A 20,190-nucleotide genomic window follows, 5' to 3' on the forward strand; every position below is an offset into this window, starting at 1 on the left:
CAATAAACTTAACAGTTGAGTTTTTTAACCCGACTGCCAAACTTTCGTAAAACTAATAAAAGATGCGGTTAAAGACGTCCTGATTTTAATACAAGCGGTATGGTCCGTCTTCAGATTTGCACATCAACAATTTGCACATCTGAACAAACTTTCGCGGGCAATTACCCAGTTTCAGGAAGAAAAACAGCAACTTACTATGCATGCATAAAATATGTACCGAATACCGTTTTGAACTTTGGTATAAATAACAAATTATTTTATATCTTTATATACAAATTAATCAATATATTATATTGATTAAATAATAAAATACAGAATATTATACTTTTTAAAAAAATTTACTTAAACTATTGTCATTCTTTATTGCTATATCTATCTTACAAATACCGATTATCAAAATCAGTTAAACCTGGATCAGCAACAAGAATATTTTAAAAATCAGTCTATCATACAACATAAAATGAGTTCATCATCAGATACTACAGCGGCTATAGAATTGAACAAGTACAGCAAAACCTTTACGCAGGATGAAACACAACCTGCTGCCAAGGCCATGTTATACGGAATAGGTCTTACTGACGACGATATGCGTAAAGCACAGGTTGGTGTGGCAAGCATGGGCTATGATGGCAATACCTGCAACATGCACCTGAATGATTTGGCCAAGCTGGTTAAACAAGGTATTTGGGATGAAGATATGGTAGGCCTGATATTTCATACCATTGGCGTAAGCGACGGCATGAGCAACGGTACCGAAGGTATGCGCTATTCATTAGTGAGCCGCGATATTATTGCCGATTCCATTGAGGCTGTTACCGGCGCCCAGTATTATGATGGTTTAATTACCCTGCCCGGTTGTGATAAAAATATGCCCGGTTCCATTATGGCTATGGGCCGTTTAAACCGCCCGTCAATTATGGTATACGGTGGTACTATTAAACCAGGTCACTGGAAAGGCGAAGACCTGAACATTGTATCGGCATTTGAGGCTTTGGGTAAAAAAATGGCTGGCACTATTGACGATGTGGACTTTATGGGCATCATTAAAAATGCTTGCCCAAGCGCGGGTGCCTGCGGTGGTGTTTATACAGCTAATACCATGGCTGCAGCTATTGAGGCATTAGGTATGAGCTTGCCTTATTCATCATCGAACCCAGCGTTAAGCGAAGATAAAAAAGCAGAGTGCCTTGCCGCAGGTAAAGCAATCAAGATATTATTAGAGAAGGATATTAAACCGTCAGACATCATGACCCGCGAGGCATTTGAAAATGCTATTGTAGTGATCATGGTATTGGGCGGTTCAACCAACGCGGTATTGCACCTTATTGCGATGGCAAAAAGCGTTGATGTTAAAGTAACCCAGGATGATTTCCAAACCGTAAGTAACCGCATCCCGGTATTGGCCGATATGAAGCCAAGCGGTAAATACATGATGGAAGACCTGCACAAGGTTGGCGGTGTTCCGGCTGTAATGAAGTATTGCCTTGCGCAAGGCTGGCTGAATGGCGATTGCCTTACCGTAACCGGTAAAACCATTGCCGAAAACTTAGCATCAGTTCCTGAAATAAACTTCGAAACACAAAAAATAATACTCCCGGCTGAAAACCCTATCAAGGCAACTGGTCACTTGCAAATATTATATGGAAACCTTGCCACTGGTGGCAGTGTAGCCAAAATTACCGGTAAAGAAGGTACCAGCTTTGAAGGTCCTGCACGCGTATTTGATGGTGAGTTTGAACTGATCCACGGTATACAAAGCGGTCGTGTAAAAAAGGGTGATGTTGTGGTTATCCGCAACGTAGGACCGAAAGGCGCCCCGGGCATGCCCGAAATGCTGAAACCAACATCAGCCATATTTGGTGCCGGACTGGGTAGCTCAGTGGCATTAATTACCGATGGCAGGTTCTCGGGTGGTACCCACGGCTTCGTCGTCGGTCATATCACGCCGGAAGCTTATGACGGCGGGGGTATTGCCTTTGTAAAGGATGATGACAGGATATTTATTGATGCGGTTAACCGTACCATTAATGTATTGATAAGCGATGAAGAATTTACTGCCCGCAAAGCAGCCTGGGTAAAACCGGCACTAAAGGCAACAAAAGGACTTTTATACAGATATGCCAAAACAGTAAGTTCCGCAGCCGAAGGTTGTGTAACTGATGAAATGCCATAGAAGGGTGAAAGGATAAAGGCGAAAGGTAAAAGGCCTGAATCAAAAAAGTTAAAAGACAAAAGATTAAAAAATCCGGATTCGAAAATCCGAATTCCGAAATAAAATAAAGATATGGAAGCTATACAAGAAATACTTACTGAATCAACTCCTAAGCAAACAGCAGTTGAAGTTTCAGGATCGGTAGCATTATTGGAGGCATTGTTAACCGAAGGTGTTGATACTATCTTCGGCTATCCGGGTGGCGCTATAATGCCCATTTACGATGCCTTGTTTGATTATAATGAAAAGCTAAACCATATTCTGGTCCGCCATGAGCAGGGTGGTATTCATGCTGGGCAGGGTTATGCACGCACCTCTGGTAAAGTAGGTGTAGTGTTTGCAACCAGTGGCCCCGGCGCAACCAACCTTGTTACCGGCCTTGCCGATGCACAGATAGACAGCACACCGTTAGTATGTATCACCGGCCAGGTTTTCGCGCACCTTTTAGGTACCGATGCTTTCCAGGAAACAGATGTAATAAACATCACCACCCCGGTAACCAAATGGAATTACCAGGTAACCGATGCTACAGAGATCCCTGAAGTGATTGCCAAAGCTTTCTACATAGCCAAAAGCGGTCGCCCGGGCCCAGTATTGATAGACATTACAAAAAACGCGCAGATCCAGTTATTTAACTATCAAGGCTACACCAAGTGTAACCATATCCGCAGTTACAGACCAAAACCAATAGTTCGCCCGCAATATATTGAGCAGGCAGCGGCGCTCATCAATGAAGCTAAAAAACCGTTTATCCTTTGGGGTCAGGGTGTTATTTTGGGTAGTGCCGAGCAGGAGTTTAAAACCTTTGTTGAAAAAAGTGGTATCCCCGCAGCATGGACCATCCTTGGTGCCGGCGCTATATCAACAGATCATCCTTTAAACGTAGGGATGCTGGGTATGCACGGCAACTACGGACCAAACGTATTAACCAACGAATGCGATGTGCTTATTGCAATCGGTATGCGTTTTGACGACAGGGTAACCGGTCGCCTTGATAAATACGCCAAACAGGCAAAAGTGATCCATTTGGACATTGACCCTGCCGAGATCGACAAGAACGTAAAATCAACCGTACCTGTTTGGGGCGATTGTAAGGAAACCCTGCCAATGCTTACTGCACTGGTTGAGAAAAAAGAACACACCGAGTGGTTAGCCAAATTCAACGACTATACCCGCCAGGAAGTTGAACAGGTAATTGAAAAAGAACTGAACCCAACCACGCCAGAAATGACGATGGGTGAGGTAATAAAACAACTGAACGAAATTACCAAAGGCGAAGCTGTTATAGTAACCGACGTAGGCCAGCACCAAATGGTAGCCTGCCGTTACGCTAAACTTAATAATACCCGCAGTAACATTACCAGTGGTGGTTTAGGCACTATGGGTTTTGCCTTACCGGCAGCAATCGGCGCTAAATTTGGTGCGCAGGACCGTACAGTTGTTGCCATTATTGGCGATGGCGGTTTCCAGATGACCTGCCAGGAAATGGGCACCATTATGCAAAGCGGTATTGATGTAAAGATCATTATCCTTAACAACCGCTTTTTGGGTATGGTAAGGCAATGGCAGGAGCTGTTTAACTCACGCCGTTACTCGTTCGTAGATATTCAAAGCCCCGATTTTGTGGCCCTGGCTGCTGCTTACCGCATCCCCGGCAAAATGATAGACGACCGTAAGGATCTTCCATCGGCATTAAATGAAATGCTGAACAATAAAGGATCATTCCTTTTAGAAGTAATGGTTACCAAAGAGAATAACGTATTCCCAATGGTACCGCAGGGATGCAGCGTTAGTGAGATCAGATTAAAATAACAGGCCTCTCCCAGCCTCTCCAAAGGAGAGGGCTTTAAAAAATAAAAGGTCAAATCCTCTCCTTTGGAGAGGATTTAGGTGAGGCAAAGAAAAAACTTTAACAATATCAGCTATGAGCGATCAGGATATAGAAAAACAGGAATTTAACATCACGGTTTATACTGAAAACCAAATTGGTCTTTTAAACCGAATTGCTATTATATTTACACGCCGGAAAATCAATATTGAAAGCCTGAATACTTCTCCGTCGGAGATTGACCGTATTCACCGTTTCAATATCGTGATCAACGAATCGGAGGACGTAGTACGTAAACTTACCCGCCAGATTGAAAAACAGGTAGAGGTGCTAAAAGTATATTACCACACCAATGAGGATGTGATTTGGCAGGAAATGGCATTATATAAAGTATCAACAGATGTAATTGCCGAGCGTGTAAGCGTTGAACGTTTACTACGTGAAAATGGCGCCCGTGTAGTAACATTGCGTAAAGATTATACCGTGTTTGAAACCACCGGTCACCGCGAGGAAACCGATAACCTGATAAGCATATTGCAGCCTTACGGCCTTATTGAATTTGTACGCAGCGCACGTGTAGCCATTATTAAAGATAGTGACGGCTTTAATAGCAAACTGCGCGAGTTTGAAAGACTTGAACCGGGCGAAGACGTTATTGAAAACGAATACCTCAACAAAGGACAAAAGGTATTCACCATGTAAGGTTAAGGCCGAAAGGAAAAAGGGTCAAAGGCGAAAGGTCAAAAACAATAACTTAATGACCAATGACACAATGACTAAATTAATAATCAAAATATAAACTTTAAATAAATCAGTGAAATCACCTAAACCGGTGAAATCACATATCATCAAACAAAATAAAACAATGGCAAAATTAAATTTCGGCGGTACCGAAGAAAATGTGGTTACCCGCGATGAGTTCCCTTTATCAAAAGCTCAGGAAGTACTGAAAGACGAAGTTGTAGCTGTAATTGGCTATGGCGTTCAAGGTCCGGGCCAGGCGTTAAACCAAAAAGACAATGGCATTAATGTAATTGTTGGTCAGCGTAAAGGCACCAAAACTTGGGATAAAGCTGTAAGCGATGGCTTTGTACCGGGCGAAACCCTTTTTGAAATTGAAGAAGCTCTTGAAAAAGGAACTGTAATTTGCTACTTATTAAGCGATGCAGCACAGATAGCTTTATGGCCAACCGTTAAAAAACACCTTACTCCGGGTAAAGCATTATACTTCTCTCACGGTTTTGGTATCACCTTTAACGAGCAAACAGGCATCGTTCCTCCTGCCGATGTTGATGTATTTTTGGTTGCACCTAAAGGTTCTGGTACTTCATTGCGCCGTATGTTCCTGCAAGGTCGCGGCTTAAACTCAAGCTACGCAATTTTCCAGGATGCTACAGGTAAAGCATTTGAGCGTGTTATTTCATTAGGTATTGCCGTAGGTAGCGGTTACCTTTTCGAAACTAACTTCAAAAAAGAAGTATTTAGTGATTTAACCGGCGAGCGTGGTACGCTGATGGGTTGTATCCAGGGTATTTTTGCAGCACAGTATGATGTACTGCGTGCCAATGGCCACTCTCCGTCTGAAGCATTCAACGAAACTGTTGAAGAGTTAACCCAATCATTAATGCCTTTAGTTGCAGAAAATGGTATGGACTGGATGTATGCCAATTGCTCAACCACAGCACAACGCGGCGCTTTGGATTGGTGGAAAAAATTCCGTGATGCTACTAAACCAGTATTTGAAGAATTATACAAAAGCGTTGCAACCGGCAAAGAATCTCAACGTTCTATCGACCTGAACAGCCAACCAGATTACCGCGAAAAATTAGATGCGGAATTAAAAGAATTACGCGAAAGCGAAATTTGGCAAGCAGGTAAAACTGTACGCAGCCTACGCCCTGAAAACCAGGTTGTAGAAGCGTAAGGCCTCACCCTACCCTCTACAAAGGAGAGGGTTTTGATGAAGCAAATTAAAAAACACAAAACCCTCTCTTTTCAGAGAGGGTTTTAATGGATAGAAATAATAAACATAAAAAGCAAAGTCCTCTCCTTTGGAGAGGATTTAGGTGAGGCTATGGGACAAACATTATTTGATAAAATTTGGGATGCGCACGTCGTCAGTAGCAACGAGGGTTTTCCTGATATTTTATACATCGACACACACTTCATACACGAGGTAACCAGTCCGCAGGCATTTGATGGTTTGCGTACCAGGGGTTTACCGGTTTTCAGGCCAAAACAAACAGTGGCCACCGCAGATCATAATGTTCCTACAATTGATCAGCACCTCCCAATCAAAGAAGAACTTTCCCGCTACCAGGTTGATATGCTTACCAAAAACTGTAAAGACTTTGGTATCGAGCTTTATGGTTTAGGTCACCCTTTTCAGGGTATAGTGCACGTTATTGGCCCCGAGCTGGGTATAACGCGCCCGGGCGGCACTTATGTTTGCGGCGATAGCCATACATCAACACACGGCGCCTTTGGTGCCATAGCGTTTGGTATAGGCACCTCACAGGTTGAGCAGGTAATGGCTACCCAGTGTTTGCTGCAATCTCGCCCAAAAAGAATGAAGATAGAAGTTAACGGCACTTTGCAAAAAGGCGTTGGCGCTAAAGATATTATCCTGTACATTATTGCCCAGATCAGCGCGGCAGGCGGTACAGGTTATGCCGTGGAGTATGCCGGCGATACCATCCGCTCGCTGAGCATGGAAGGCCGCATGACCATCTGTAACATGAGCATCGAAATGGGTGCCCGCTGCGGATTAATAGCTCCCGACGAAACAACAATTAACTACGTAAAAGGCCGTGAATTTGCCCCCAAAGGCGAAGAGTGGGACAAGGCAGTAGCTTACTGGCAAACACTGTACTCTGATGAGGATGCACAGTTTGATTCAGTTTTAAGCTTTAAAGCCGAAGATATTGAGCCAATGATCACCTACGGAACAAACCCCGGTATGGGCATTGGCGTTACACAACACGTTCCCGAAACTGCGTCATTTGAAGCAAAAGAACAGGGATCGTACAAAAAAGCCCTTGATTACATGGGCCTGCATGATGATGAAACACTGTTAGGCAAGCCTATTGATTATGTGTTCATCGGCAGCTGCACCAATAGCCGCATTGAAGATTTGCGTGAGGTTGCCCAGTTTGTAAAAGGCAAGCACAAGGCAGATAACGTAGTGGTTTGGGTAGTTCCCGGCTCAAAACAAGTGCAGGAACAAGCCATCCGCGAAGGATTGGACAAAATTTTTGATGCCGCAGGTTTCCCTTTAAGAGAGCCGGGCTGCAGCGCATGCCTGGGTATGAACGAAGACAAGATTCCGGCAGGCAAGTACTGCGTATCTACCTCCAATCGTAATTTCGAAGGCAGGCAAGGACCAAACTCCCGCACTTTCCTGGCCAGCCCGCTAACGGCTGCCGCAAGTGCAATTACCGGTAAGGTAACGGATATACGGGAGTTTTTGAAAGAGGGGGAATTGGTATAAATCAGATATGAGACGTGAGATATGAGATTTGAGACGAAATCTATAATCTTATATCTCTCGTCTAATCATTTCAAATCTATAATAGATGATACTCGAAGTAGCCATACTTAATGTGATCCCCGGTCAGGAAGATGCTTTTATCGAAGCGTTTTCAAAAGCCCAGCGCATCATATCAAAAATGGCAGGCTATATTTCACATAAATTAAAACGATGCGTGGAAAATGGCAGTCAGTTTATCCTGCTGGTTGAGTGGGAAAAACTCACCGACCATACAGAAGGCTTCAGAGGATCAAAAGAATACCAGGAATGGAAAAAGTTGTTACATCACTTTTACAACCCCTTCCCTACTGTTGAACATTATACTGATATCGAGTTGGGAGATGCAAATTCTCAAATCTCATATCTAACATCTCAAATCTAAAAAGATGAGTACTAAAATTTTCAAACATATACAAACCAGCGTGGTGCCTTTGCCTATCGAGAATATCGATACGGATCAGATCATCCCCGCTCGTTTTTTGAAGGCCACTACCCGCGATGGTTTTGGTAACAACCTATTCCGCGATTGGCGTTTTGACGGCGACGATAATCCTAAACAGGATTTCGTACTTAATAACCCTAATTACAGCGGTAAAATACTGGTTGCGGGTAAAAACTTCGGCTGCGGCAGTAGTCGTGAGCACGCTGCATGGGCAATTGCCGACTACGGCTTTGATGCCGTGGTAAGCAGCTTTTTTGCCGATATTTTTAAAGGCAATGCACTTAACAATGGCTTGCTGCCGGTGCAGGTTAGCGACGATTTCCTTAAAAAGATCTTCGACGCGGTTTATGCAGATGAGCACGCCGTTGTAGAAATCGACCTGGTAGATCAGTTCATTAAAATTGTTGCCACCGGCGAACAGGAAACATTTGAGGTTAACCCCTACAAAAAAGCCTGCATGACCAATGGTTATGATGATATAGACTACATCCTGAGCAAAAAGGAATTGGTTGAGGAATTTGAACAGGGAAGGTAAAAGGTTAAAGGCGAAAGGTAAAAGGTCATCCGGGAAACCAATGACATAATGACTAATGACACAATGACTAAAAAAATATTAGTAATACCCGGCGACGGGATAGGCCCCGAGGTTACCACCTGGGGTAAAGCTGTACTGGAAGCAATTGGTCAAAAATTTGGCCACGAGTTTACGTTCGACGAAGCCCTGATGGGTCACGCCGGTATTGAGGCTACAGGCAATCCCCTGCCCGATGAAACTTTAGAAAAAGCAAAAGCCAGTGATGCCATTTTATTTGGCGCCATTGGTCATATAAAATATGATAATGATCCATCGGCAAAGGTTAGGCCCGAGCAGGGATTGTTAAAGATCCGCAAGGAACTGGGGTTATATGCCAACCTGCGCCCTATCATGTTATTTGATGAGCTGCTGGATGCATCAAGCCTAAAACCGGAGATACTGAAAGGTACCGATATCCTGTTTTTCCGTGAGTTAACAGGTGATGTTTATTTCGGCGAAAAGAAACGCAGCGAAGACCGCAATACCGCGTCAGATCTGATGGTCTATTCACGTTACGAGGTAGAGCGTATCGCCATTAAAGCCTACGAAGCAGCAATGGTTCGCGGTAAAAGACTTTGTTCTGTTGATAAAGCAAACGTACTGGAATCATCACGCCTTTGGCGCGAGGTAGTTCAGGAAATTGCCAAACAATATCCTGAAGTTGAAACCGAGCACATGTTTATTGACAACGCCGCTATGCAGCTGGTTAAAAACCCTAAAAAGTTTGATGTGGTATTAACCGCCAATCTTTTCGGTGATATTTTAACAGATGAGGCATCCCAGATTGCGGGTTCAATGGGGATGCTGGCATCGGCATCAATTGGCGATGGTACAGGCTTTTTTGAGCCTATCCACGGTTCGGCGCATGATATTGCCGGGCAGGATAAAGCTAATCCACTGGCCTCTATCCTATCGGTAGCACTGATGCTGGAAATCAGTTTCGGACTAAAAGAAGAAGCCAAACTGATTACATCAGCAATAGATAAAACCTTGAAAGAAGGTTACCGCACCGGCGATATTGCCGATGCCAATACCGACAAAAGCAAAATTTTAGGCACCAAAGCAATGGGCCAAAAGGTGCTGGAATATTTGTAGGTGAAAGGTCAAAGGCGAAAGGTTAAAGGTAAACACCAATGACTTAATGACCAATGACACAATGACTGAAAGAAAAGGTCAAAGGCGAAAGGTTAAAGGTAAGCACCAATGACTTAATGACCAATGACTAAAAGTAGAAGAAAAAAGGTCAAAGGCGAAAGGTTAAAGGTAAACACCAATGACTTAATGACCAATGACATAATGACTGAAAATATGAAATGGAACGCTGATTTATACGACCAAAAGCACGCCTTTGTATTTCAATACGGCGAGGATGTGCTGCAATTACTGGATGCAAAACCCGGTGAATATATCCTTGATCTGGGTTGCGGTACTGGTCATTTAACGCAGCAGATCCAGAGTAAAGGAGCCAAAGTACGTGGCACCGATCTGTCGCCGGATATGATTGCGCAGGCAAAAGCTTTATACCCGGATATTGATTTCGCGGTTGAAGATGCTTCTGATTTCTTTACTAATGATGATAATAAATACGATGCCGTGTTCTCAAACGCTGCCCTTCATTGGGTAAAGTTTCAGAACGGTATGATGCGCAGCGTATACAATAGCCTTAAACATGGCGGTCGTTTTGTGGCCGAAATGGGCGGCAAAGGTAACGTGGCCCGTTTGATTGAGGCTATACAACTGGTGCTGCAAAATCATGGCTACCAGGTGCAGGCTGATAATAAGGTGTGGTTTTTTCCATCTACCGGCGAGTATGCCAAGATGCTGGAAGAACACGGTTTCAGGGTAACTTATACTGCCCATTATGATCGTAAAACACCACTGCAGGATGGCGACCAGGGCGTAGCAAAATGGGTAACCATGTTTGGCGCGCAATACCTGGAAGGCATCCCCGATGATGAAAAACAACAAATATTAACCGAAATAACCCAAAAACTTGAACCCTATTATAATGAAAACGGCCAATGGTACGCCGATTATAAAAGGCTAAGGTTTGTGGCAGTGAAAGAATAGATATGAGACGTGAGATTTGAGATATGAGATTTTTTCGGTATTTTAAATTTCGCGCTTATGCACTATAAAAACTAAAACAAAGATGGAAGATAGCGAGTGTCAAATCTCATATCTGACATCTCAAATCTAATTAAAAACTGATGATGGATAAGGGATCTCAAATCTCATATCTAACATCTCAAATCTAAAGAAAAGATTATGTTACACGATCCCAACCGCGTTTATGTATTTGATACCACGCTTCGCGACGGCGAGCAGGTACCGGGTTGCCAGCTTACAACCCCCGAAAAGATTGAGATAGCAAAGGAGCTGGAACTACTGGGCGTGGATATTATTGAGGCGGGTTTCCCCGTTTCAAGTCCGGGAGATTTTAACAGTGTGGTTGAAATTTCAAAGGCGGTAAAAAACCCCACCGTTTGCGCACTCACCCGTGCCAACAAAGGCGATATTGATGCCGCTATTGAATCATTGAAATACGCCAAACATCCGCGAATCCATACCGGTATTGGTTCGTCAGATATGCACATCAAGCATAAATTTAACAGCACCCGCGAGGAGATCCTCGAACGTGCCGTTGAAGCTGTAAAATATGCCAAACGTGCCGTTGAAGATATCGAATTTTATGCCGAAGATGCCGGTCGTGCCGATGTGGTATATTTAGCACAAATGGTTGAGGCTGTTATTGCAGCCGGTGCCACCGTGGTAAACATCCCCGATACCAATGGCTATTGCCTGCCAGACCAGTACGGCGCAAAGATCAAGTACCTTAAAGAAAACGTAAAGAACATTGATAAGGCTATTATCTCGGTACATTGCCATAATGACCTTGGCTTGGCTACCGCCAACTCCATTGCAGGTTTACAGAACGGTGCCCGCCAAATTGAAGGTACCATAAACGGTATCGGCGAACGCGCAGGCAATACCTCTATTGAGGAAGTAGTAATGATCCTGAAAACACACCAGGTTTTGGGCTTACATACCCAAATCGACTCTAAAAGGTTTTATGAACTTAGCCAGATGATTCGTACGCAAATGCGGATGCCGGTACAGCCAAATAAAGCTATCGTTGGCAGCAACGCCTTTGCACATAGCTCGGGTATTCACCAGGATGGTTTCCTTAAAATGCGTGAAAATTACGAGATCATTCGTCCTGAAGATGTAGGCTTTCCGAGCGCCACAATAGTGCTAACCGCGCGCAGCGGCAGGCACGCTCTGAAGTTCCACCTGGAACGTTTGGGCTATACTTTAGATAAAGAGGAACTTGCCCGTACTTACAACGACTTTTTAACGCTTGCTGATGTTAAGCTTGATATAAACGATGAAGACTTGCATGCCTTGATGGTTTACAAGTTGGTAAAGAATTAATAATGGAAACCGAAACTAAAAACCAGCTGGATTTTAACGCTGCGTATGACCGCATAAAGGATGTAGTTAAACGCACGCCGCTGGAATATAATGCAGGCCTGTCTGCCAGATACGAGTGCGAGATATACCTGAAACGCGAGGACTTGCAAATAGTACGCTCATACAAATTGCGTGGTGCTTATAACATGATAAGCCAGCTAACCGAAGAAGAACTAAGCCGTGGCGTAGTTTGCGCCAGCGCGGGCAACCATGCACAGGGTGTGGCATTCAGCTGTAATAAACTGGGTACCAAAGGCGTAATTTTTATGCCCGAAATTACCCCGAAACAAAAAGTTACTCAAACAGAAATGCACGGCCATGGCAGTGTTGAACTGGTTTTAACAGGCGATACCTTTGATGATTGCCTGATGGAAGCCCTTGCTTATACCGAGGCTCACCAGATGACATTTATCCCCCCGTTTGATAATTACCGTATTATTGAAGGCCAGGGAACTGTTGGCGTAGAGATTCTGCAGGACCTGCCAGATATTGAAGCCATTATTATGCCCATCGGCGGCGGCGGACTTGCAGCCGGCACAGGCAGCTACTTAAAACAAAACGTACCGGGCATTGACCTTATTGGTGTTGAACCAGAGGGTGCCCCTTCCATGCTGGAAGCCTTTGAACATGGTGGCCCTGTTACCTTGCCCGAGATCAACCGTTTTGTTGATGGCGCAGCTGTAAAGCGCGTAGGTAAGCTAACCTACCAGCTTTGCCAGGATGTGCTTGATGAAATGCTGCTGGTTCCCGAAGGTAAGGTTTGTACCACCATACTAAAGTTATACAACGAGGATGCCATTGTAGTTGAACCGGCGGGTGCATTATCTGTTGCGGTATTGGATGCATGCAGGGATAAAATAAAAGGCAAAAAGGTAGTATGCGTTATCAGCGGTGGTAACAACGATATTGCCCGCATGCAGGAGATCAAAGAAAAATCCCTGCTATATGAAGGTTTAAAACATTACTTTATTGTACGTTTTCCGCAGCGCCCGGGAGCTTTAAAGCTGTTCGTGAATAATGTGTTAGGTCCGCATGATGATATTACCCGGTTTGAGTTTATCAAAAAAACCGAGAAAGAAAACGGCCCTGCCCTTGTAGGTATCGAACTAAAATCGGCTGCAGATTATCCTGCCCTGCTTAAACGCATGGAGGCGCACCGCTTCAGCGTAATTGAACTGAATAAGGATCAAACATTGTTTGAATACCTGGTATAAATAATACTTGTAATAAAATTAATCAGCCTGTATTTTAAGCAAATACGGGCTTTTTTATTTTTCGGATAAACCATTTTATAGCCGGTAAGTCATATCTGCAAATAATAACTATTTAATAATAATAATAATTAACCATACAACAATTTTTACCTTCGCACAATTTCTCTATGAAAAAACTCAACATTTTTTACGCGCTTTTACTTTTATCTATACTTACATCCTGCAAAAAAGAACGCCCTGTAAAAGTGGACCCTCCCGGCCCCGTAATAGCTGCGGTAAGTGATTCCATTTCTTATACTGTGGATGGTAAAATTTACACATCTAACACCAAACCCTATAATCATTTAATAACGGGGAACCAACAGGTTGGCCAAAAGGTTGTTATGGATAATAATGGTACAGATTATAAAATTGTTGGCAATCCAGATTCGGTATTGTATTACCGGGAAAACGATATAGCCTCAACTGATGCCTACGTATACCTATCAGCTATAAAAAAATATAAAAAACAAGACATAAACAAGGCTTTTTTATACTATCCGGAGTTTGAGGATATGCTCAAATTATATACAGTTGGCACACACCCATATGCAGAAGATTTTGGCCGCGAAAACTCCCACGATGGCATAGCCATAGGTATGACAATCGATCACAAATCATACTTTTCTTATTCTACTCATGATTTGCACTACGTTAGCAAACTAAAGGCCGGCTTTCAAAAAGGCTCTACATTTGAGGTCATTAGTTTTACCAAAGCAACATCCGGAGGATATAACCTTGAAGCACGATTTACCGTGGTAGTAGCAGAAGACTTTACAGAAGATCAGAAAAAAGTGGAAAATGGTTATTTACGTTTACACCTGGATACAGATCCTTCCCTTTATCCATTATTTTAATCCCTGCGAAGAACATGGCAGACTTACGAAGTTTTAAAAACGTCGTAAGTCTTTAGCCGTATTGTCATTTCCCTCTATAACAAATTCAATGTAAAGGGCCTGTCCCCCCCTTGTCGAAAGTAATAGCCTATCAATAGACATTCTGAATATTAAAGAACATGGGTAGTCCCCGCTGGGGACAAATACACTTTTTTTCTATTAGGCTACAAACGGGTAATCCCTACGAGACATAAAAAACTACTGCTTCCTATCAATAGTGCAAATTATTTTATGTCCCGCAGGGATTACCTGTTTGTAGAAAAAAAAACATCAAGTAGATTATGCCCCGTAGGGGTTACCCATCTGTCTTTTCATGGGCTATTACTTTGTCGAAGGGTCGAAGCATAGCGGGTCTTTGCTCGCTATGCTTCGACAGGCTACCCATGACATAATAGAATATAAGAGTTTGTCATTGCTGTACGAAGCAAGCTCATAAAGCAAGTTCATCACCTGTCCTGTGAGATTGCTTCGTACCTCACAATGACATGGTGTATGATGTCATTCCCCTTCATATACCGCCGGTTTTTAAAACTCGGCAGACAGTCCTTCTCTACTTTTTTTATAACTCAGGACGACAAATTGTTATTGGTTTGCCTTTAATATTCCAGCCACTTCCCTACCCTTACGGCTACCTTGTCGCCTTCGGTATATTTACCGGGTTCTTCGTTGGTTACACGCAGTATAATGTCGTTATGCTCCAGTATTAAATCCTCATAAAAGCCTTTAAATAACACCTGTTTAACCGTCCAGCTTTTGGTTTTGGTAATGAGTTTTAGTTTGATCCATTCCGGGTATATCACTATATTATCTTTTGTAGCAGTAACTCCGCAAATACCGGCCTCAGCAGCCGTTAGTATGTTGCAGTTGCTTAGGAGCCTGGCCGTATAAAGGTTTTGGGGTGATTTATATAAAGTTTTGGGATGGCCGTGTTCTACAATCTCGCCATACTTTAGCACCACCAGTTCATCGGCCATGGAAAGTACTTCTGCCGGGTCGTGCGATACCATAACCACGGTAAGGCCGGTTTCCTTTACTATCTGCCTTATATCGTGCTGCAGGCCCTCTCTGAACGATGTATCAACCTGGTTAAAGGGCTCATCCAGCAGCAAAACCTGCGGACGCGTAATTATTGCCCTTGCAATAGCCACTCTTTGTTTTTCGCCTCCGCTTAAATCGGCCACGCGCTTATCGGCCATGGCGGCCATGTTAAGCTGTTTTAATACTTCACTTGTTTTTTGCTGTTTGGCGGCCAGATCATTTGCGGGCAGCATGGCGGCTACATTGTCCCAAACCTTGGCAAACAGGTTCAGGTCGTCAGTATGTTGGGTAACCATTTTCATGGCATCATGCCCGGGAATCAGTTTTTCTTCTGGGCCCCAAATGCGTTCGCCTTTAAACAGTACCGTTCCTTCATCGGGAGAAAGCAAGCCATAAAGCAAGCGTAATAAGGTGCTTTTCCCGCTGCCGCTTTCGCCAATAATGGCCGTTATTTTGCCGGGCTGTATAACAATATCTGTTTTTTTAACACCGGCCATGTGCTTACCGGGATATATTTTACTTACTGCAATAGCCTGCAAAAAAGGAGTATCTGACATCAGGGCAAAGATAGACCGTTGATTTGGTTGATTAAATGATTTCGCTGATTTTTTTGTAATCTGCGAAATCATCAAATCGTTGTCATTTCGATAGAGCAAGCGAAGGGCATGAGCGTGGCGCGAAAGAGAAATCTTCTGCAGAATATAAAGCTCCAATTACAGGGCGAATAAGATTTCTCCTCGTACCTCGTTCGAAATGACAATATTTTTATTTCTTGTCAACAATCCTGTCAGAAGCCGAATGTCAACCCGAAGGAGAAGTTCCGCAGCCCTTTTTGCTCGGGACTGTTTTCAAACATATCGGTAGCGTAATATTTGGCGTAGATCCCCATTATACCGTAGCCCATGCGCACAAAGCCGCCGGCACGTAGCCTGGTGAAATGATAATCGTCATCAAATTTCTGCTTGCCATTTTCTTCGCTTATTTGCTTTACACGACCGTTAAGTAATATGCCAATTTCGGGACCGGCAACCAGGCGGAAACAGTTGCCGTTATCATCCTCATGGCTACGGTAGTAAAATGAAAGCGGGATACGCAGGTAGCACGATGCAAACTTGTTTTTACTGTAGTGGATATCATCTTCGGTATAAGTTAGCACGGGGGCATTCCTTTGGATAGTGATATCTTTACGGAGACGGATATTTGTCCAGTCGAACCCGCCCGAAACATAGATCTTGAAGGAACTGTTGAACCTGTAGCCAAACTGTACCAGATCGAAACCAAAGTTGCTGGTTTTCCACTGGCGATAGCTTAAAAAATCGTTCTTGGGCGATAGCGTGAAACTGCCGTTATCAATCAGCGTGGCAAAACCCAGATCGATGCGCGAAAAGGTTACGCCGAATGAAAAACCCGGTGCTTTTGAAGCGTGATAAGCAGTATCATTTACATTTACTGAAGCCACATCGCCGCCAAAGCCAAGCTTTATATGCACACCTTTTTTAATATTGACACTATCTTTAGTAATAACTGTTTTAGTTGAATCTGTTGGAGTAGTTTGTGCAAACACATTGCTTGCCGCAACGCATACCAAAATGGTAAAAATTAAGCGTTTCATATTGCTGAAGTTATATATAGATTAGGATTTATTTGTCTTTATTTATTTTAATGATGCCAAGGTTTACACCGGTAATGGTAGCGTCCTCGCCATCGGTATTGCTAAATTGAATGATCTTTTTGTCGCGTTTATCAACGGCTGCTATTACCACGTTAAGTACATCACCAAAACTACGGATACGGCGTTTTTTTACAGGCGGCGCTTGTTTATTAACCGTTGGCAAAGTAGCAGTGGTTGTTACAGGCGGTGTAATACTGGCAAAAACAGGTGCATTATCTGTAGTTTGTTTTACCATGATGGGCGTACCGCTATCGGGCAAAACAGGGTTGGCAATATCATGGTTACGTTGCACGGCTGCCAATACAGGCTGATCGTCTGCCGTTGCAGGATTACTTTGCTGTTCAATTATTGTTGCCGGTTTGGCAGGTGCAATTACTTCGCTTTGTTTATGTTTCTTTATCACCGCCAGGTTATTCACAGGTGCTATAACCGCCCTTTGTTGTTTTTTGTTTTTAAGCGGATCAACCTTTGCTAAAACCGGCGCCGCGGTAGCCTGTACAGGTTTTACAATAGGCGGGGTTTTCACCAAAGCATTATCATTATTCTTGGCTGGATCAACCTTTACCTGTTTAGGCATAAACAGCACACCAATGGTTATCAGCAGCACTAAACCGGCCGCTATGCTCAAAAATGGCATCCATTTCCGTTTATTGTTACCGGCATCAAGCTTTTCGGTAATACCCATCCATACCCCTGCAGATGGTGCTATCTCATAATCTTCAAGTGCCGATTGAAATAGTTTATCCAGATCTTTATCCTGCATATCCATAACTTTTGCCCTCCATTTTTGCAATTTGTTCTTTTAAAATAGTGCGCGCCCTTGATAACTGCGACTTTGACGCCCCCTCACTAATCCCCATTATCCCTGAAATTTCCTTATGCGAGTAACCCTCCAAGGCGTAAAGGTTAAATACCATACGGTAACCCGGCGATAATTGCTGGATAAATCCCAGCAGTACCTTAGCATCCAGGTTAGATGATGCTATTGGGTTAACAGATGGTTCATTACCGGCCTCCTCCATATCAACCACCTGCATCATTTTGTGGTGCTTGCGGTAGTATTCAATAGAGGTATGTACCATAATACGCCTCACCCATCCTTCAAATGCCCCTTCGCCCCGGTAATCAGTTAGTTTTTGGAATACTTTTATAAAGCCATTCTGCAGAATATCTTCGGCCTCCATCCTGTCGGTAGCATAGCGCATACATACCCCCAGCATTTTACCGGCAAACTGTTTGTACAGTAATTCCTGTGCTTTTCGTTCACCCGCTTTGCAGCGTATGAACAGTTGATCAATAGTATATGTTGGCTCCAAAAGCATCATTTAAAGGTAAGATGAAAGCCGGGGCCAAATGGTTGCATGCGGTGCGAAATATTTTTATCGGTAAACTCAAAATGAATAAGCAAAGTAGGTATTTGTATCCGAGTTTGAATTATTGTATTGGGGATAGGATAATTATTAACCGCACCCTCGCGCGGGTTTAGCGAAGCGTAACCCGTGCGGCGCATGATATAAGCTTTCAGCTTATGGCGGCTGAAAGCCGCGCCATGCTATGTCACGGATTGGAAATCTGCGCCAGTAGGTAAATAAATTAACTGCTACTTCTTCTCCCTGAAACGCTTATAAATTTTCACCGCTATCATTAGTATTACGGCGAAGGCCACTAAGCCTACCACACCAAATATCCAGTTTAGAGCGCTTTTAAGTACTACCAGGAAAACTATGGCGAAAAGAAGTAAAGTAGCCAACTCATTCCAAAGCCGCAGTTGGGTAGACGACCATTTGAACACGCCTTTGGCCATTTGTTTCATTTTACTTTGGCAAATAAAATGGTAGATTATAAGGCCAACCACAAACAATAGCTTTATATGTAACCAGGGCTGTTTCCACCAATATGGGGCAAGGTGAAGCATGGTTGCGCCTGCAATAATTACCAGGTACATGGATGGTGTGGCGATGATCCACCATAGTTTACTTTCCATTACCTCAAACTGTTTGGATAATATGGTACGATCAGGTTCGGGCTTGTCCTGCGCTTCGGTGTGGTAAATAAAAAGGCGCACCATGTAAAACAGCCCCGCCATCCAGCAGACTACAAATATGATGTGTATGGCTAAAACGTATTGGTACATGACTTTTTATAACGTCATTGCGAGGTACGAAGCAATCTCAGACTATATGATGAGATTGCCACGCCTCGCTCGCAATGACATATTGTATTGCTAATTCCTGTATTCTTTTACTACCTCTATCGCGTACTTCACATTATCAAACGGGATATCGGGCATAATGCCGTGGCCCAGGTTAAAGATGAAGCCCGGCTCATCCTTCATCCTGTCGAACAGGCGGTAGATGCGGTCTTTTATTACCTTTTTATCAGCGTATAATATATGCGGATCAAGGTTACCCTGTACGGCTACACCGGCGGGTAAACGTTTCTTGATATCAAGCAAATCTACATTCCAGTCGATAGAAACCACATCCGGTTTGGCTTCGGCCATTAAGGGCGCAAAAACCGAACTACCTTTACAAAACGATATCACGGGGATATCCTTGCGGTTAAGCTTGCTGATGATCTGCTGTATGTAATAATGACTAAACTCCTTATAATCGTCCCAGCTCAAAGCCTGCGCCCAGCTGTCAAAGATCTGTACGGCGTTTACACCGGCAGCAATTTGCAGGTTCAGGTAATCAGCGGTAACAGTAGCAATTTTTGATAACAGCTGATGGGCCATTGCAGGCTCATTGTGCAGCATCAGTTTGGTTAGTTTAAAATCTTTTGATGATCCCCCCTCAACCAAATAGCTCATTACGGTGAAAGGAGCGCCGGCAAAACCAATAAGCGGGATGCTGCCGTTAAGGCGCTGCTGAATTACCTTTATAGCATCGGCAACGTATTGCAGCCTGTCGCCTACATCAGTTTGCAGGTTGTCCACATCTTTTTGGGTGCGCACCGGGTTGGCAAACTTAGGGCCAACGCCCTGGGTAAAGCTCAGGTCGCCGCCCATTGCTTCGCCGGTAACCAGGATATCCGAAAACAGGATAGCCCCGTCAATACCCAATAAATTAACAGGCAACATGGTAACATCGGCAGCAAGTTCGGGCGTTTTGCACATCTCCAGAAAGGAATATTTGTTTTTGATATCCCAATATTCCTTCATAAAACGGCCTGCCTGCCGCATCATCCATACCGGCGGGCGTTCTGTTTTTTCGGAAAATGCTGCCTTTATTAATAACGAATCTCTCATAATGTATAGAGAGCGGGGAGCG

19 protein-coding genes are annotated in these 20,190 nt (G+C 43.7%); 12 read left to right on the plus strand and 7 right to left on the minus strand.

The annotated features are described in order from the left end of the window. Positions 1-460: 460 nt before the first annotated feature. The 12 genes from ilvD to BLS59_RS28435 all read left to right on the plus strand — a co-directional run bounded on the left by ilvD (position 461) and on the right by BLS59_RS28435 (position 14,169). Complete coding sequence (gene ilvD, locus BLS59_RS28380) at positions 461-2,173, plus strand: dihydroxy-acid dehydratase (protein ID WP_205411380.1); 1,713 nt, start codon at positions 461-463, stop codon at positions 2,171-2,173. A 111-nt stretch (positions 2,174-2,284) separates the two neighbouring features. Continuing rightward, positions 2,285-4,024 carry a biosynthetic-type acetolactate synthase large subunit gene (gene ilvB, locus BLS59_RS28385; protein ID WP_091156380.1) on the plus strand — a complete coding sequence of 580 codons (1,740 nt, stop codon included), beginning with the start codon at positions 2,285-2,287 and terminating at the stop codon, positions 4,022-4,024. A gap of 112 nt (positions 4,025-4,136) precedes the next feature. Next, positions 4,137-4,742, plus strand: coding sequence for an acetolactate synthase small subunit (ilvN, locus tag BLS59_RS28390; protein ID WP_091156382.1), 606 nt, complete (start codon positions 4,137-4,139; stop codon positions 4,740-4,742). A gap of 163 nt (positions 4,743-4,905) precedes the next feature. Beyond that, the gene (ilvC, locus tag BLS59_RS28395) at positions 4,906-5,964 is read left to right on the plus strand and encodes a ketol-acid reductoisomerase (protein WP_091156633.1); all 1,059 of its coding nucleotides are present in this window, start codon (positions 4,906-4,908) and stop codon (positions 5,962-5,964) included. 150 nt (positions 5,965-6,114) lie between these two features. Beyond that, positions 6,115-7,530, plus strand: a complete 1,416-nt coding sequence (gene leuC / locus BLS59_RS28400) for a 3-isopropylmalate dehydratase large subunit (RefSeq protein WP_091156384.1) — start codon at positions 6,115-6,117, stop codon at positions 7,528-7,530. Positions 7,531-7,615: 85 nt separating this feature from the next. Further along, the gene (locus BLS59_RS28405) at positions 7,616-7,951 is read left to right on the plus strand and encodes an antibiotic biosynthesis monooxygenase family protein (protein ID WP_091156386.1); all 336 of its coding nucleotides are present in this window, start codon (positions 7,616-7,618) and stop codon (positions 7,949-7,951) included. Between the two features lie 4 nt (positions 7,952-7,955). Then, positions 7,956-8,546: a 3-isopropylmalate dehydratase small subunit gene (gene leuD, locus BLS59_RS28410; protein ID WP_091156388.1), complete on the plus strand. Its 591-nt coding sequence runs from the start codon at positions 7,956-7,958 to the stop codon at positions 8,544-8,546. A 63-nt stretch (positions 8,547-8,609) separates the two neighbouring features. Next, a complete protein-coding gene (gene leuB, locus BLS59_RS28415) occupies positions 8,610-9,680 on the plus strand; it encodes a 3-isopropylmalate dehydrogenase (RefSeq protein ID WP_091156389.1) in 1,071 nt (356 codons plus the stop codon). Between the two features lie 123 nt (positions 9,681-9,803). Beyond that, positions 9,804-10,655: a class I SAM-dependent methyltransferase gene (locus BLS59_RS28420; RefSeq protein ID WP_240315367.1), complete on the plus strand. Its 852-nt coding sequence runs from the start codon at positions 9,804-9,806 to the stop codon at positions 10,653-10,655. Positions 10,656-10,853: 198 nt separating this feature from the next. Then, positions 10,854-12,020: a 2-isopropylmalate synthase gene (locus BLS59_RS28425; protein WP_091156391.1), complete on the plus strand. Its 1,167-nt coding sequence runs from the start codon at positions 10,854-10,856 to the stop codon at positions 12,018-12,020. A gap of 2 nt (positions 12,021-12,022) precedes the next feature. Next, positions 12,023-13,273 (plus strand): threonine ammonia-lyase IlvA, encoded by a 1,251-nt coding sequence (gene ilvA / locus BLS59_RS28430; RefSeq protein WP_091156393.1) that lies wholly within the window; start codon positions 12,023-12,025, stop codon positions 13,271-13,273. A gap of 167 nt (positions 13,274-13,440) precedes the next feature. After that, positions 13,441-14,169 (plus strand): hypothetical protein, encoded by a 729-nt coding sequence (locus BLS59_RS28435; RefSeq protein ID WP_091156396.1) that lies wholly within the window; start codon positions 13,441-13,443, stop codon positions 14,167-14,169. Between the two features lie 635 nt (positions 14,170-14,804). On the opposite strand, the gene BLS59_RS28440 is transcribed toward BLS59_RS28435, so the two are convergent. From BLS59_RS28440 to hemE, 7 genes are all read right to left on the minus strand, one after another. Continuing rightward, a complete protein-coding gene (locus tag BLS59_RS28440; protein WP_091156640.1) occupies positions 14,805-15,803 on the minus strand; it encodes an ABC transporter ATP-binding protein in 999 nt (332 codons plus the stop codon). A gap of 230 nt (positions 15,804-16,033) precedes the next feature. Continuing rightward, positions 16,034-16,858 carry an outer membrane beta-barrel protein gene (locus BLS59_RS28445; RefSeq protein ID WP_091156400.1) on the minus strand — a complete coding sequence of 275 codons (825 nt, stop codon included), beginning with the start codon at positions 16,856-16,858 and terminating at the stop codon, positions 16,034-16,036. Positions 16,859-16,886: 28 nt separating this feature from the next. After that, positions 16,887-17,681: a hypothetical protein gene (locus BLS59_RS28450; protein WP_205411381.1), complete on the minus strand. Its 795-nt coding sequence runs from the start codon at positions 17,679-17,681 to the stop codon at positions 16,887-16,889. Next, positions 17,671-18,240 carry an RNA polymerase sigma factor gene (locus BLS59_RS28455; RefSeq protein ID WP_091156408.1) on the minus strand — a complete coding sequence of 190 codons (570 nt, stop codon included), beginning with the start codon at positions 18,238-18,240 and terminating at the stop codon, positions 17,671-17,673. The genes BLS59_RS28450 and BLS59_RS28455 overlap by 11 nt, the downstream gene beginning before the upstream one ends. Further along, positions 18,240-18,428 (minus strand): hypothetical protein, encoded by a 189-nt coding sequence (locus tag BLS59_RS32110; protein ID WP_091156410.1) that lies wholly within the window; start codon positions 18,426-18,428, stop codon positions 18,240-18,242. Before BLS59_RS32110 ends, BLS59_RS28455 begins: the two co-directional genes overlap by 1 nt. Positions 18,429-18,518: 90 nt before the next feature. Beyond that, positions 18,519-19,052 carry a protoporphyrinogen oxidase HemJ gene (hemJ, locus tag BLS59_RS28465; RefSeq protein ID WP_091156415.1) on the minus strand — a complete coding sequence of 178 codons (534 nt, stop codon included), beginning with the start codon at positions 19,050-19,052 and terminating at the stop codon, positions 18,519-18,521. A gap of 90 nt (positions 19,053-19,142) precedes the next feature. After that, positions 19,143-20,168: a uroporphyrinogen decarboxylase gene (gene hemE, locus BLS59_RS28470; protein ID WP_091156419.1), complete on the minus strand. Its 1,026-nt coding sequence runs from the start codon at positions 20,166-20,168 to the stop codon at positions 19,143-19,145. Positions 20,169-20,190 lie beyond the last annotated feature (22 nt).

It is taken from the genome of Mucilaginibacter pineti (assembly GCF_900101875.1).
Taxonomy (GTDB): Bacteria; Bacteroidota; Bacteroidia; order Sphingobacteriales; family Sphingobacteriaceae; genus Mucilaginibacter; species Mucilaginibacter pineti.